The organism is Mobiluncus holmesii ATCC 35242 (genome assembly GCF_000185445.1).
Lineage (GTDB): Bacteria > Actinomycetota > Actinomycetes > Actinomycetales > Actinomycetaceae > Mobiluncus > Mobiluncus curtisii.
The window spans coordinates 1,259,332-1,274,775 of sequence record NZ_GL622346.1; the positions used below are offsets into that span (position 1 = coordinate 1,259,332).

9 protein-coding genes and 1 pseudogene are annotated in these 15,444 nt (G+C 56.3%); 2 read left to right on the forward strand and 8 right to left on the reverse strand.

The window, feature by feature from the left end:
* Nucleotides 1-74: 74 nt before the first annotated feature.
* From HMPREF0576_RS05510 to lepA, 7 genes and pseudogenes are all read right to left on the reverse strand, one after another.
* Nucleotides 75-3,932, reverse strand: coding sequence for a cell wall-binding repeat-containing protein (locus tag HMPREF0576_RS05510; protein ID WP_245527346.1), 3,858 nt, complete (start codon nt 3,930-3,932; stop codon nt 75-77).
* 381 nt (nt 3,933-4,313) lie between these two features.
* Nucleotides 4,314-4,508 (reverse strand): annotated as a pseudogene (locus HMPREF0576_RS09185) (Txe/YoeB family addiction module toxin); the annotation flags it as partial.
* A gap of 67 nt (nt 4,509-4,575) precedes the next feature.
* Nucleotides 4,576-4,833 (reverse strand): type II toxin-antitoxin system RelB/DinJ family antitoxin, encoded by a 258-nt coding sequence (locus HMPREF0576_RS05515; protein ID WP_004011044.1) that lies wholly within the window; start codon nt 4,831-4,833, stop codon nt 4,576-4,578.
* A gap of 375 nt (nt 4,834-5,208) precedes the next feature.
* Entirely contained in the window at nt 5,209-6,648 is a 1,440-nt protein-coding gene (locus HMPREF0576_RS05520; protein ID WP_036324286.1) for an ATP-binding protein, read from the reverse strand.
* 125 nt (nt 6,649-6,773) lie between these two features.
* On the reverse strand, nt 6,774-8,189 hold the full coding sequence (gene hemW / locus HMPREF0576_RS05525) for a radical SAM family heme chaperone HemW (protein WP_004011046.1): 1,416 nt from the start codon (nt 8,187-8,189) through the stop codon (nt 6,774-6,776).
* Nucleotides 8,189-9,136, reverse strand: coding sequence for a tRNA (guanosine(46)-N7)-methyltransferase TrmB (gene trmB, locus HMPREF0576_RS05530; protein WP_004011047.1), 948 nt, complete (start codon nt 9,134-9,136; stop codon nt 8,189-8,191). The genes hemW and trmB overlap by 1 nt, the downstream gene beginning before the upstream one ends.
* The gene (lepA, locus tag HMPREF0576_RS05535; RefSeq protein ID WP_036324289.1) at nt 9,136-10,986 is read right to left on the reverse strand and encodes a translation elongation factor 4; all 1,851 of its coding nucleotides are present in this window, start codon (nt 10,984-10,986) and stop codon (nt 9,136-9,138) included. Before lepA ends, trmB begins: the two co-directional genes overlap by 1 nt.
* Before the next feature lie 239 nt (nt 10,987-11,225).
* On the opposite strand from lepA, the gene rpsT reads away from it, so the two are divergent.
* On the forward strand, nt 11,226-11,489 hold the full coding sequence (rpsT, locus tag HMPREF0576_RS05540) for a 30S ribosomal protein S20 (RefSeq protein ID WP_036324291.1): 264 nt from the start codon (nt 11,226-11,228) through the stop codon (nt 11,487-11,489).
* A 318-nt stretch (nt 11,490-11,807) separates the two neighbouring features.
* Here rpsT and HMPREF0576_RS05545 read toward each other — a convergent pair whose 3' ends face one another.
* On the reverse strand, nt 11,808-12,284 hold the full coding sequence (locus HMPREF0576_RS05545) for a hypothetical protein (protein WP_004011050.1): 477 nt from the start codon (nt 12,282-12,284) through the stop codon (nt 11,808-11,810).
* 217 nt (nt 12,285-12,501) lie between these two features.
* On the opposite strand from HMPREF0576_RS05545, the gene HMPREF0576_RS05550 reads away from it, so the two are divergent.
* A complete protein-coding gene (locus HMPREF0576_RS05550; protein WP_004011051.1) occupies nt 12,502-15,423 on the forward strand; it encodes a leucine--tRNA ligase in 2,922 nt (973 codons plus the stop codon).
* Nucleotides 15,424-15,444: the final 21 nt, after the last annotated feature.

The following is a 15,444-nucleotide window of genomic DNA, read 5'->3' on the forward strand; positions in this document are numbered from 1 at the left end:
CGAATTTTTCAGCAAATGAAAGGGGGCGACAGTGTTAACACCGTCGCCGACCCAGTTATTCAGTTATTCCGGATTTATTTCTTTCCAGTGGATGGTGTGGTTTTGCCGCTCAATGCCTTGGCCAGGGCATCCAAATCGGAAACTCCCAGCTGACTCATTACGGTCTTGAGAGAATCAGTGTCCTTAATCATCCCCCTGACGCGGTTCAAAGCATCTTGCTTCGCCTTTTCTTCCGCAGCCTTGGTTTGCGCTTCCAGGGCGGCTGATTCTGCCAGGGAGCCTTCCACGACCTTGGAGGCATCGTTGTTCAGTTTGGCACCATTCACCAGTTCAGCAACCTTCGGGCTAACCGCGGACGGACCGCCCACCACGATGGTCTTTTCCGAACCGTGACGGCGCAATGCCTGGTAGGACGGCTCCGGTAGTTCCTTGGCACGAGTCAAAATCAATGCCGCATTTTGATCCGCTGCCAATGCTCCGCCAGAAAGGGCATCGGGGAATGTCTCGCCGCTGACCAGTACCGCAGCCGTGCTACCAGGCTGCGACGCTGCCAGATTTGCCGCGGTTTCATAGCGGTCCCTGCCCATGATCGGTTTGATATTCACCGACATAGTCGTGGGCCAAGGGGTATTTTGCACCGCGCGCACTGCCGGTCCGCCGACCGCAGTAATCTGCAGCGGGCGGGTCTGACCCAACTCTGAGATATAGCTGTAGGTGGCAGGATCCAAGGTGTTGCCTTTGCTCAGCAGCATCAGCGAACCAGTGCGACCAGCTGCTGCCCCGGCGACTAATGCGTCCGGGAAGCCGACGCCATCGGCAATAAACAGGTTCAGCGGCTTGTGCGGGGCTGCCCCGATGAGAGGTTCCGTAGCACGGTTGACCGCCACTGCGGTGTTGAAACGGTCCGGTCCGGCAATACGGTGGATGTTTACCCCGGCATCGCGCAGTTCAAACTCGTCGTAAGGCGTCATCGGTACCTGACCGCCCACCAAGTAAAGGTTCTTCTTGCCCGAAGCCTTAATTTGGTCCATAACTGCGGGCTCCAAGCCGGTCTTCCAAGTGGTCAACAGAATCGGCGCGTGCAACCCGGCAGCAAACGGTGTGGCAGACAAACCGTCAGCAGCCACATTCCCATCAACCAGGACGATGGAATCCCCAGGGAATTTACCGAGCTTCCACGCCGCTATCGCACTCAATACCCGGTTGCTGCCCTCAGCACGCAGGGTGTTCTTCGACAGGGCCTTGGCCAGGCGCTTTTCGTCCGCCTTAGCTTTCTTGTCCCGCTCCGCCTGAGCCTTCTTAGCTTCGTCCGCAGCCTTCTTCGCCGCAGCCTCAGCGGCCTTCTTCTTGGCTTCCTCTTCCTTCTTCTTCTGAGCCTCGTACTTCTCCTTTTCCTTGGGGGACATGCCCGCAGTCGGGTCGTTCGGGTCGGGTTTGACAACTTTATCGTTGACTAACTTTCCGTAGGAGTTGAGGTTTTTCATGTCCTCGGAGGACTTGATAATTTTATTCAGAATATCCGTCAGGTTAAAGAAGGCCTTATTGGTCTTGTCAAGCAGACGGTCCATATCCTGAGCCGTTAAGTTTGGATCAGCCAGTTCATCACGAACTTCGCGCAAATTTTTCTGGTCGCTCTCTGCACCGTTATAGGCCAGGTTTGCGTTGTTATAATCCTTGATTGCCTTCTCATAGCCTTGGTCATGCATCATCTTTTTGAAGCTTTCCGGCATAGCTTCATACATCTTTACCAAGTCGGAATGATATCCCTGCATCTGACCGTATTCATTGGAAATACGCTTCATCAAATCCGCCTGTTTCGCCAAGATGCCCTTGATTTCCTGACGCATAGCCTCACGGTCAGCATCATTAAGGGTCCCACCCTTCTTAAGCAGTTCCGTCATCCGATTCATATTCCAAATCTGATAACGTGCCTCCAACATAATTGGCACAGTTTCGTTGAGCGCCTTGTAGTAGGAATCGAGTTTGCGCGGTACTACTGATTCGGCGGCGCCTTTGGTCAGGTAGGTGTTATAGGGGTTATTATCAAGAATAGTCTGATTAACTGGAACAGGCTTCTTTGGATACCCAGCATCACAGACAGTCTTTGACGTTACTGAATCAACATGGCAGTGAGCCGCATTGTCCGCTTTGAGAGCCACATTGTCTGCTTGCTTTTTCAGCTCCTTGAGGTAGTTGGTCATTGCTTGGGCGTATTTAGTCCGAAAGGCATCGTCTTCCTTCAGCCAATTATTCTGAGCAGTTTCCACCTTGTCACGCACTTCGTTAAGACCTGATTTAACGGCTCCCACCGCATCACTCACAACCGGATCGAGATGCTTGACTATTTGTTCCTTTATCTCAAGTTGTACCTTGTAGGCCTTAATCTTGCTATCTAGGTCTTCCTTGGCTTTTTTCTCCTCCTCAGCAGCAACTTTCCACGCGTCACGGTTCGCGGCATCCGCGGGATCCGCAGTATAAATCGCCTCAGCTTTCGCAGTAGTTGTCTTAGCCTTGTCGTAGGTAGTTTGGGCTTCGTTCTTGGCATTTTCAGCTTCGTCTATTTTACTCTGGACTGCAGCACGCTCTGTGTCATAAACCTTTTGGTCAGCTAAGGCGCGCTGGTACATAATCGACATGTCCAGAGGATTAGCACCATCAGCAGAGGTGCACATTGCCAACAATTCAGCCGGTTCTTTGGCGATATCCTTGATGTATTTAGGGTCTAGATACCCCGGAATTTCATAATTTGGAGCCAAAGTCGTAGGGGATTTGTAAAGCGATTGATTAATTTCGCCCGCGACGGTCGGATACGCACCAGCAAGCTTAGTGATGTACTCGTTGTGAGAAATGACCGAGTTCTTCGTATCAGACTGGTTCGTTTCAGCGTAGTGCTTAAAATCGTCTATCGGACCAGCTGGCGGCGGAGTCACTTGAGAACAGAGTGCATCCCGCAAATCTGTGTACTGCTTGACTAAATCTGCCTCACTGGACGCTTTAGCTTTCTTTTCCAGAACACGCTGCACGTGTTTACGATAAATCCAGTCCGAGACATTAGCTTCACCAGTGTCCATGAATACTGGAGCACCCTCCGTGGAATACCCCACCAAAAGACCTTGCAGCTTACCGTCTGCAGTGATGACCGGAGTACCCAGTTCTTTCACAGGGTCCTTGGATACGCGAGTCCCGTCAATCTTGAAGGCCGGGACAATATCATTCTTATCGCTAGCGCTGGGAATGTCGAGCCGAGGAATTGCCCCGGAGGTTTCCTGGAAATGTTCCCAGGTCATCGGGGACACCTCGTACTTGCCCGTGGCTCGGAAAGCAATCTGTTTGTCCTTCGTATTTATAGTGATGGCAGAAGCACCGGGAGCGGGTACGAAATCTGTGGTTTCCCAGCCCACCATGTTCACTCTGGTTCCGTCTTGCACGACTCCCGTAGCCTTTGTAACTGGCGAGATTCCCTGTACGTCCCGGTCAAGTTGCACAATGGAAAGCCCGTAAGTGGTTTGCGTCGGAGTCTCCACCCGGACAGAGAAATAAACCCGCTTATCCGCATCAGTCGTGCTTGTGGCATCTTTGCCGAATGTCACCCGGGCAGTTTTTGTAGCCAAATCTTCCATTTTGGTCTTAGCGCGGTTGAAGATATCTCCATACGGATCGTTAGAAAAGGAGAAACAGTCAGAGGAAGTCAACACCTCATTTTTGGATACCAACACACCGGTACAGGTCTTGTACTTTAAATCTTTCCCCCCTAGGGGCACTGCGATCTGAGCCACCGCTGCGCCATTTTTCCCCAAGTCACTGGTCTGCCAGTCTGGTCCACGCAGAGCGTTCGCCGGGGCGACGCCCGCAAAAGCTAAACCGAGCGCAAATAGACCCACGATGCCCGCGCGGCGCATTTTCTTCACAACGACGTAGCCGTATGTTTCCACTTTTTCCTCCTCGAATACCATCCATGGATTCGCTCGCTGCACCCTCCGGATGATGACAGCATAGTATTCCGAATACTCAGGCGTTTAGTTCGGCTAGCTACCTTTAATTGTGAGACTTTTAGCATCATTTCAGCGAAACCTCGCACACATCCCAGCGATTTTCCATAATTGCAGGTCAGCACCTCAAAGCGCAGGTCATACGACTGCCAATGCGCAAATCTTTTCCTCGCTTTACTAAATCTTGACCACCATGTCCGAACAAATCCTGTCCGTTGCCCCACGCCCCACCAGGCGGGGCTTCGTTTCGCAGGACCACAAGAGGGACGACCACAACCCCATCCGCCCGGGTGTGCGCGACATTTCCGGTCCCACTCGACAGCGCTAATCCTGGTAGTGTCCTCGGCACTGCAGAATCTCTAAAGTATCTCCTCTAAGACGATAGACCAGCCGGTTTTTCTCATCTATACGCCGACTAAAACACCCTGACAGCTCTCCTTTGAGCGGCTCGGATTTTCCCAATCCAGAAATTGGATCCCGCTGGGTATCCTTCACCAACTTATTAATTCGGCGTAATGTCTTGCTGTCTTGGGTTTACCAATACAGGTAGTCCTCCCAAGCCCCTTCAAACCAAACGAGACGCACCTCACGCCTCGATCAGGTTGCGTTCCACGCCTTCACCGGCATCCAGCGCAGACTTTGCATCGCGCAGATTGCGCAGGTTCGACTCACTATAAAACGGGTCGGGACGTGAGACCTCGAACGGGATGCGGTTTTCCCCGGTCGCTTTCTTTGCGAAAATTGTAAATGCGGTGGTCATGTTCATTCCCAAGTCGCGGCAAAGTTCTTCCATCGCCACTTTCAACTCCATGTCCATCCGAATCGTCACATTTGCTGTAGCCATTGCACTCACCTCGCACACTATTATACAACTAACGCACCACTAATTCACTCATGAATCTGTGCCAAGTCTCACCACCACGCGGGGCTTAGTTTCGCAGGGCCGCAAGGGGAACAACCATCACCCCATCCGCCCGGGTGTGCGCGACCTGGCTATACAGAGTTTTTCGCTAGTTTTATCCAGGGTTTTTCGCCGAACGCGGTAAGGACAAGTGGGCAACTGCACCACACCAGACGCCATAAGACCAGGTAAAACGACCTCTGGCTCCCCTTGCACCGGGTACTTAACCCGAACTTCCCACTTAACATAACACTTGGGGAAGTTAAGTGGGAAGTAAGTGGGAAGTTTCACAGCGCGCTTTTGCCCCATGCGCTCCGCTCAACGAACCGAGAGAGTCCGATAACGCTGTTTAGGGCTACGAGCCGGTTCCATCGGTTCCACCAAACCTTCCTCAATCAGCTGGTTGACTGCCCGCTGTACAGCGGTGCGACTTAACCCCGTAGCCTGAACAATCTCGGTGGTACTGCCAGTCGTGCGCGAATTCAAAATAGCGAGCACATGGTCTTTTGCGCTCGCATAGGTCTCGGTCTTGGCGACATGACGCCGCTCAAAAATAATAGTGAAGCTGGTCAAACTCTCGCGAACTTTTGCTGGAGGCATCAGCGCATCGGCTAGAGACTGCTCTATGACAGCGAAACCAGTGCCACGGTTCTCGGCTACCAATCCCCCATCGGGAGTTCTCACATTTTCCAAAAAAGTCGCTAACCACTGATTTCGAGTCGAACTAAGTCCGTCTTTACCCAAAGAATCCACCGTGACACCCCCGAACAGACCACCCGGACTTGTGATTTCCAACCTGTCTACAAACATATTGACCTGCACCTGCGTCCCCCTCGCGGTCGGAGAGTAGTCCCGGTGCAACAAAGCGTTGACAATAGCTTCGCGCACCGCAACCAGGGGATAATCGGGCAGCTCCTTACGAAAAACGTCATTGATGAGCGCACCCGTGCGCATATTGGCACGCACTTTTCCGATAACCGCCTCCACTAATTCCGGAATAGAGCCCGTGAGATTAGCGCTTTCCAGCAAGCGTAAACCCTTGGTGACATCGCCTTTGGAAGTGCCCGGATACAGTCCAAAAGTCACATTGAGACGCGGGAAAAATTCCTGCGGATACTCCCCCATAGCCAGCAGCGCAGCCAACGACGGGTGACCGTCCTTGGCAACGTGCAGACGCGCATAGGCGGTTTCCGCGCCTTGTGCAAAAGTCTTGGGACGCAAAGACTTTTGTCCCGTCAAGAAATCCCGTAACGCCACCGAGTCGAGGTCCTCGATGCCCGCAAGCTCCACATATTCGGTGTCCCACAGCGGTTGATGCTGTTCCTCTAACAGCCGGTCAACTTCATAGTTACGCATCATTTGGTCGGCATCACCGACCCGCAAATAACTGCCCCGATAAACGCCTTTCTCAGTCACGTATGCGGGACGTTCACTAGCCAGCACCGGCTCGATGGTGGCGACCAACAACTGGATATTTTCAAAAGGGACGATGTCGACCTGCGGGCGCAGGCACGGGGTAATCTGCGAGCACCGATCGATTAGCGCGTTGCGGGCAGCCAGAGCATCGAATTTGTCTACGGGGGTAAAACCGTCCGCTTCGGAAAGTCCGAAAATCAGCAGCCCTCCACTCGCATTGGCGAAGGCGCTGAGGGTCTCTAAAACCGACTTGCCCACCCCGGTCTTGACTTCGACATTTTGTTGATCTGCTCCGATTAAACGCAACTGCGTGATGATTCTGGCGAGTTCTTCCGCGTCCATTTTTGCCCCTTTACGCCCGACACTTAACCCGAACTTCCCACTTAACATAACACTTGGGGAAGTTAAGTGGGAAGTAAGTGGGAAGTTCGACCGCAACAGGTGCGACGGTCACGACCTGGACCTCTCTATGACACCCCTGCCAAGCGCTGAATTACCGTGTCAGCCAGCAGCCGTCCGCGCCGGGTCAGCATCGCTCGACCCGCGCCGCTGGTCAGAGCGTCGGGTGCCGACCTGCTCTGATGCAAAATCTCGTCCTGGTGGGGAAGTCCGTCCCCCTGCGAACACTGTCCGACCGATAGTGAACCGTTCTTTTGCGCCAACTCACGGTCCCTCGACGTGGCATCTTCGGGCAGCAATGCGCCGTCCAGCAAGCCCTCCCCCGCCAACTCGCGCGCCTCAGAAAGTAACGCTGCCTGGTCAACCCCGAATTCGCCGGCATATTCACCCAAATCCAGGCCCTGCCGCAGACGCAAATTCAGCAGGAGTCTCTCCAGGCGGGCGCTGTCCCCCGTGACAATTTCCTGGCCGTCAACAGGCCGGTGTCCCGCCTGCAGGGACTGCATCCACTTTGCGGGGTGACGCAAGTTCCAAAAGCGCGTACTACCCAGGTGTGAGTGGGCGCCGGGACCGAAACCATACCAATCTTGGTCACGCCAATATGCCAGGTTGTGACGGCATTCGTGGCCCGGGCGCGCCCAGTTGGAAATCTCGTACCATTGCAAGCCTGCCGCGCTGAGCGTCTCATCAGCCAGCTCGTATTTATCCGCCTGGTCGTCGGGGTCCACCGGAGGGATGTCACCCTGCGCGAGGGCACGCCCCAGCGCGGTCCCCGGCTCGATAACTAAGGCGTAACAGGAAACGTGGTCCGCCCCAAGCTCCAGCGCCGCATCCAGCGAGGTCCGCCAATCCGCCAAGCTCTCTCCCGGCGTGCCATAAATGAGGTCCACGCTGACCTCGAGTCCCTGCGCGCGCGCTGCCCGCACGCCTGCCACCAGGTGCTTTTGCTGATGCGTCCGATTCAAAGTCGCCAAGACCGCAGGAACCGCCGACTGCATCCCAAAAGACACCCGCGTAAAACCGCCTGCCGCCAGGGCTTCTAAATACTGCGGCGTCACCGTGTCGGGGTTTGCCTCGGTCGTTATCTCCGCGCCCGGCACCAGCCCGAAAGTTTCGCTCAGGCCGCGCAAGACTCGTACCAAATCAGTTGCCGGCAAGACTGTCGGGGTTCCCCCGCCGAAAAACACACTGGTCAGGGCGCGACTGTCTTGGCGACCGCCGCCCTTGTGACTGCCGTCCTGGCGACCAGCGCCACCAGCACCGCCCTCGTGACCGCCACCCTTGTGCCCCCCGTCCGGGCACACCGCGACCGACACGGAACAATCCGGTGCGTACAAACCGATTTCACGGAGCAACGCCGCCGCGTAGCCCCCCACTCCGGGACCCAACGACAGATTCGAGTAAGTATTGAAATCGCAGTAGCCGCAACGCCGCAAGCAATAGGGCACATGCACGTAAGCGGAGAGCGTGCGCGGCGAACCCATCAGGCTTCGTCCGCCCCATACCACGGCTCACGCGGGACGAACCCGGACTCGACGGGCTTCTCCGTCTCGCTAACCCGTCCCAAACGTGCCGTCACTTGGAACGAAGCTGTCTGTTCACGTTCTGCCGCCGAACCGCGCGCCAGGCGCACCACGCACAAATCGTGCACACCGCGACCTTCACGAGCCGCCCGGCGTTCAAACGCCGTCACCACCCGACCGTCGAAACGTGGCGCAAACCCGCCGCGCTGACCTTGTGGATCGCTGACATCGGGACGCTGTCCACCATGCGGATTGGACAACCCGAGGGTGGACTCAACCACGTCACGCTGCTGCCAGGCGTAATCGTCCCAGTCAGTCGCCAGACGCCACCGTCCCCCATCCTCCAGCAGGTCAGCCACGATTGCCGCAAACTCCGGCGCCACCAGACGCCGCTTGTGATGGCGAGTCTTTGGCCACGGGTCGGCGAAAAATGTCCACATTTCGTGTACCGTAGCCGATTCCAGCAGAATAGGCAAGGCTTGCAGGGCGTCGACATCCACAACTTTCAGATTGGGCAAGCCGTCATAGTTACGCACCGCCGAGGACACGATTTTTGCCACTCCCGGCAGCCACACTTCGAATCCCAAGTAATTGTTTTCCGGGTGCAGCGCGGCTGCGTGGGTGATTTGTTCGCCGTTACCGCAGCCGACCTCGACAATGAGGGGAGCTTCACGACCAAATACGACGCGAGGATCCAAGCGTTCCCCTTCGGCTACCATCGTCGGTCCTGCCCCGCGTTTCACATCCAGCAAGTAGGCGTCTTTGAATTTTTCAAAAGTCTTTTCCAGAGTCTGCCCCATGCGATCGCCACGTCGGGCAAAAGTCCGCACCCGCGGGAAAGGACGTTGACGGTCAGGCATTTCATCGTCACTGCCGGACGGGAGGTCGGCTCGAATCGTTTTGCCCATTATTTTTGCGTCTCCTCGTTGGATAGCGCGGCGATGAAGGCTTCTTGGGGAACCTCGACTCGCCCGATGGCTTTCATACGTTTCTTGCCGGCCTTTTGTTTTTCCAGCAGTTTGCGTTTCCGGCTGATGTCACCGCCATAGCACTTGGCAAGCATATCTTTACGCAGCGCCCGAATGTTTTCCCGAGCGATAATGCGGGTGCCGATAGCTGCCTGAATGGGCACCTCGAACTGTTGGCGCGGAATGAGTTTACGCAGTTTCGTCGCCATCGCCGTCCCGTAACTGTAGGCATTGTCCTTGTGAACGATGGCGGAAAACGCGTCGACCTGTTCCCCATTCAGCAAAATGTCCACCCGCACCAGGTCGGCAGGAGCCATCCCATCCAGGTGGTAGTCCAGCGAGGCGTAGCCTTTGGTACGGGACTTTAGCTGATCAAAGAAGTCGTAAACAATCTCGCCCAATGGCAGGGTGTAGTGCAGTTCCACCCGGTCGGAGCTCAAGTACTCCATGTTCTTCATAGTGCCGCGTCGATCTTGGCACAGTTCCATGACTGGACCGACAAAGTCTGAGGGGGTCAGAATCGTCGCGGTTACTACCGGCTCGAGGACTTCCTTGACTTTGCCTTCGGGGAACTCAGAAGGGTTCATGACGTGAGTTTTACTGCCGTCCTCCGACACCACCACGTATTCCACATTCGGGGCGGTAGAAATCAGCACCAGGTCAAACTCGCGTTCCAGACGCTCGCGGATAATTTCGAGATGCAGCAAGCCCAAGAAACCACAACGGAAACCCGACCCCAGAGCGGCTGATGATTCCGGCTCAAAAGTCAACGACGCATCGTTTAGTTTCAGCTTGTCCAGCGCGTCGCGCAACACCGGGAAATCGGTCCCGTCAATCGGATACAGTCCCGAAAACACCATCGGCATCGGGTCGCGGTAGCCCGGCAAGGGCTCGTCGGCGCCCTTTTCCGCAGCAGTAACGGTATCGCCCACGCGAGATTGGCGCACGTCCTTTACCCCGGTAATGAGGTAACCGACTTCGCCTGCCCCGATTCCTTTCGTAGGAATCGGCTCCGGGCTGATGACTCCGAGTTCCAGCAGCTCGTGGGTGGTGCCGGTGGACATCATGTTGATTTTTTGACGGGCTGTGAGTGAGCCGTCCATAACACGCACATAGGTCACGACCCCGCGATACGTGTCATAGACCGAGTCAAAAATGAGTGCGCGGGTCGGGGCGTCGGGCTGTCCAGCGGGCGGCGGGACCTGGGAGACGATTTCGTCCAGTAGTGCCTCCACGCCTTCTCCGGTCTTGCCCGAGACTCGCAAGCAGTCCTCGGGCTGGCACCCGATGAGGTTCGCCAGTTCTTCGGCGTGCTTTTCCGGCATCGCGCCGGGCAGGTCGATTTTGTTGAGCACCGGGATAATGGTCAAGTCCCCTTCCAAGGCTAGATAGAGGTTCGCCAGGGTTTGCGCCTCGATGCCTTGGGAGGCGTCCACCAGCAGCACCGCTCCTTCACAAGCCGCCAGGGAACGCGAGACTTCATAGGTAAAGTCCACGTGACCAGGGGTGTCAATCATATTTAGGGCATAGGCTTTGTCGCCCACCTGCCAGGGCATCCGCACGGCTTGGGATTTAATGGTGATACCGCGCTCGCGTTCAATGTCCATTCGGTCCAGGTATTGGGCACGCATCTCGCGTTCCGAGACGACCCCGGTCAGCTGCAGCATCCGATCCGCCAACGTCGACTTCCCGTGGTCGATGTGGGCAATAATCGAAAAGTTACGGATCAGGGACGGGTCGGTGGCGGCGGGCGCAATCGACTGTAACAGGGCATCACCAGGAATGGGCATGGATTTCCTTATCTTTCTCGCTAGACATTCCATTTTGTCATTTTTCCCCCGTTTGCCCAATCTATTTCCGGGGGACAATCATCACCGCTGCTAATTCCGCGCCGAGCGAGCCTAGATGCCGGACCAGAGGGCCGTGCCCTCCCCTCCTGCTAATTTGCGGATGCGGCATAAATTGACGTAGGATATTACCTTGTGTGTCGCCAAAACCGGCGAAAATCAATACTTTTGAGGGAAGAACATTGGCAAATATTAAGTCTCAGATAAAGCGGATTCGCACCAACGAAAAGGCGCGCCTGCGTAACCTGTCCGTGCGCTCCGAGCTAAAGACCCTGGTGCGCAAGACCCGCGAGGCTATTGAAGCTGGGGATAAAGCCGCAGCCGTAGCCAACTTGAAGGTGGCTACCCGTCACCTCGACGTGGCAGCTTCCAAGGGTGTCATCCACAAGAACCAGGCGGCTCAGCGTAAATCTAAGCTCGCCACCCGCGTTGCTGCCATGCAGTAACCGGTTTCTCTAAGCTATTTGAAAACGTCCACCTCGGTGGGCGTTTTCCTTTTACCCACGAGAAAACCCGGTGTGGAACAGAAACTCGGATTGTCTGGCGAATGCGCGCGGCTGAAAACCCGGGATAAAACCTATTTAAACGCTTCGGTGTGCCATATATGGCACACCGAGCCAAATTAATAGGATTAACGCCCCCCGTTTCCGAAAAATACGCGCGAGGAGCGGGAGTACCAGCCCCGCACCAAGACCGGCAACCAATACCCCAGGCAGGGTTCATTGCTGCTCAGGAGCGGGCAACTGCAACGTAAAGGCTGCCGCTCAGCCTTGTTCATGGCAAACTACGTACACGGAAGAAGTGTTGCACTGTTTACGCGCTTTGGACACGAATCGCTCTTCGTTGGTAAATCCACCGCCAAGGGAAACCTTCTTGCCGATTTCCAAAACAGTTCCATCCGGCAGAGTTACAGATTTGTCTGAGATCTGGCTTCCTTTGGGCAATAACGGCACTATCGCGGGAACCTCGTCATCCCCTTCGAGGACCAAACATCCTTGCTCATCAACCTGCAGTATTCCAGTTACCAAAGCTTCCATACACATATCACTAGACATGTCATTCACGATGGTATAGAAATCCGCAGTTGCGCTGGTAGACGGGCTTGCCGGTTGCATTGTCGGGCTAGCCGCCGAGGCGTCATCAGCGGGCTGCGTGCCGGACCCACCGCAAGCCGACACACCAAATGCGAGAGCTGTCACTGCAACTATCCCCAACGCACTATTGCGAATAAACGTATTCATGATATTTCTCCCGGAGTCCGAATAACTGTTGAGAAAAAACCTAGCTTGCCGGCAATTTTATCAACCCGGATATTTGGTGTAAATGAATCAAATCCGCCGATTACAGCGTCGCATGGTCGCCTCGACACCGATTTAATACCCTCTGGGTCACGACTTTTTCGCCCGTAGGTCCCCTGGTCTAAACTGGATACGTTGATTGTCGGAAAGAAGAGGAATAATGGCTGAAAACACCCCGGATACCCCAGACACCCCGCAGTACCGCTACACGGCTCAGATGGCAGGGAATTTGGAAGCAAAATGGCAACGGATTTGGGACGAGACAGGCGCTTTTAACGCTGATAACCCCAGCGGTCCCCTGGCTGGTGACCTGGCAAGACGCGAAAAATACTTCATCCTCGACATGTTCCCCTACCCCTCCGGCAAAGGTCTGCACGTGGGACATCCGCTGGGCTATATCGCCACCGACGTGGTCGCCCGTTACCAGCGCGCCCAGGGCAAGAACGTGCTCTACACCATGGGTTACGACGCGTTTGGTCTGCCCGCAGAGCAATACGCCCTGCAAACTGGCCAGCATCCAGCCATCACCACGCACGAAAATATTGCCAACATGAGCAAACAGCTGGCGCGCATTGGCTTGTCCCACGACCGGCGGCGCTCTTTTGCCACGACCGACCCGGACTATTTCAAGTGGACCCAGTGGATTTTCCTGCAAATTTTCAACTCTTGGTATGACCCCGAAGCTCCGCGCCGCGACGGCTCCGGAAAGGGCGCGGCCCGGCCGATTACCACCCTTGTGAAACAGTACGAGGACGGCACACGTCCCACCCCGGATGGACGGTCTTGGACCGAACTTTCCGCGGTGGAACAGGCAGAACTCATTGATGCCGAACGTTTGGCTTACGTGGCATACGCGCCGGTGAACTGGGCACCGGGCTTGGGCACGGTGCTGGCTGATGAAGAAGTCACCGCCGAGGGACGTTCCGAACGTGGCAATTTCCCCGTGTTTAAGACGAAACTGCGCCAGTGGATGATGCGCATCACCCGCTATGCAGACCGTCTGGATGCCGACCTGGCCACGATTGACTGGCCCGATAAGGTCCGCACCATGCAGCACAACTGGATTGGCAAGTCTTTCGGCGCCACCGTAAACTTCCAGGTCGAAGCCGGTCAAGGGCCACAGCCGCAGACTTTGCAGGTCTTCACGACCCGGCCCGACACCCTGTTTGGCGCGACTTTCATGGTCATTTCCCCGGAACATCCGCTGGTGGGGGCCGAGGACTGCACGGACACGGAATTGCAGGTACCAGACGCTTGGCCGGAGGGGACCCGACCGGAGTGGACCGGCGGATACGCTACCCCGCGTGAAGCGGTCGCGGCATATCGGGCACAAGCCAGTGCCAAGAGCGACAGCGAACGGACTGCGGAAACCGACTTCACCGAAAAGACCGGCGTGTTTACCGGCATTTTCGGGACGAATCCGGTCAATAGTTCCCTGGTGCCGATTTTCGTGGCGGATTACGTGTTGATGGGGTACGGCACTGGCGCGATTATGGCTGTGCCCGCCCACGACGAGCGCGATCACGCCTTCGCTCGGAAGTTCAACCTAGACATTATCCAAACTATTTCCGGTCCGGACGGCCTGGATGTGCAAGAGGAACCTTGGACCGGCGACGGTGTCATCGAAAACTCTGCCAACAGTGAAATCAGCCTGAACGGTCTGGGCAAGGCTGAGGCTATCGCGAAAATCAGCGACTGGCTGGCCCAGACCGGGCGGGGCGAAAAGACCGTAACCTACCGTCTGCGCGACTGGCTGTTTTCCCGGCAGCGCTACTGGGGCGAGCCTTTCCCCGTAGTTTACGGCGCTGACGGGCGGGTTCACGCCCTGCCCGAAGAGATGCTGCCCCTGGAGCTGCCCGAAGTGTCGGACTTCCGGCCCCGGACTTTTGACCCCGACGACGCCCACTCCACCCCGGAGTCCCCGCTGGGTCGCGCTACGGACTGGATGACCGTCGAGTTGGACCTGGGCGAAGGCAAGCAGACCTACACTCGTGACCAAAACACCATGCCGAACTGGGCGGGCTCGTGCTGGTACGAGCTGCGCTACACCGACCCGGACAACTCCACGGCTTTTGCCAGCCCCGACAACGAAGCCTACTGGATGGGTCCGCGTCCCGCAGCCGGCAACCTCAGCGGCGGCACGGATTTGTACGTGGGCGGCGTGGAGCACGCGGTGCTGCACCTGCTGTACGCGCGTTTTTGGCACAAGGTCCTCTATGACTTGGGGTATGTGTCCAGTTCAGAGCCGTTCCATCGCCTATTTAACCAGGGCATGATTGAGGCTTACGCCTATACGGATTCGCGCGGGCAATACGTCCCGGCCGACGAAGTGGAGGGCAGCGAAGAGGACGGCTTTACCTGGCAGGGTCAGCCGGTCAACCGCGAGTTCGGCAAGATGGGCAAGTCGCTAAAGAACATCGTCACCCCTGATCAGATGTGCGCGGATTACGGCGCGGACACGTTCCGGGTTTACGAAATGTCGATGGGGCCGCTGGATATGTCCCGCCCGTGGGACACTCGCGCGGTGGTCGGTTCCCAGCGTTTCCTGCAGCGGCTGTGGCGCAATATCGTCGATGAAAACACCGGCGCGCTCACCGTGACCGATGACGCCCCGGATTTGGCGACCGCGAAAGTGCTGGCTCGCACCATTCACGATGTCACCGTGGAGTATGACAATCTGCGCGTGAACACGGCTATCGCCAAGATGATTGTGCTCAATAATCACTTGACCGGGTTGCCCCGGGTGCCGCGTGAGGCCGCAGAAGCGCTGGTCGTGATGGTCGCCCCCATCGCTCCGCACATTGCGGAGGAACTGTGGGAACGTTTGGGTCACCAGGGCGGAATTGCCCGTGCTACGTTCCCGGTCGTGACCGATGAGTCGCTGTTGGCTGCCGAGGAGGTCACTTGCGTGGTGCAGGTGGCGGGCAAGGTGCGCGCGAAAGTCTCGGTGGACCCCGAGATTTCCGAGGCGGATTTGCAGGCAAAAGTCCTGACGGAACCGGCGGTGGTGAAGTTGCTGGACGGGCGCGAACCGAAACGGATTATCGTGCGTGCTCCGAAGCTCGTATCCTTGGTTTTTTAGGATTTGTCAGTACAAAAAAAT

Bases quoted from the DNA above. Each gene is read 5' to 3' on its own strand.
- HMPREF0576_RS05515 (WP_004011044.1), bottom strand. From the start codon at position 4,833: ATGGCTACAGCAAATGTGACGATTCGGATGGACATGGAGTTGAAAGTG.
- HMPREF0576_RS05520 (WP_036324286.1), bottom strand. From the start codon at position 6,648: ATGGACGCGGAAGAACTCGCCAGAATCATCACGCAGTTGCGTTTAATC.
- hemW (WP_004011046.1), bottom strand. From the start codon at position 8,189: ATGGGTTCGCCGCGCACGCTCTCCGCTTACGTGCATGTGCCCTATTGC.
- trmB (WP_004011047.1), bottom strand. From the start codon at position 9,136: ATGGGCAAAACGATTCGAGCCGACCTCCCGTCCGGCAGTGACGATGAA.
- lepA (WP_036324289.1), bottom strand. From the start codon at position 10,986: ATGCCCATTCCTGGTGATGCCCTGTTACAGTCGATTGCGCCCGCCGCC.
- HMPREF0576_RS05545 (WP_004011050.1), bottom strand. From the start codon at position 12,284: ATGAATACGTTTATTCGCAATAGTGCGTTGGGGATAGTTGCAGTGACA.
- HMPREF0576_RS05550 (WP_004011051.1), top strand. From the start codon at position 12,502: ATGGCTGAAAACACCCCGGATACCCCAGACACCCCGCAGTACCGCTAC.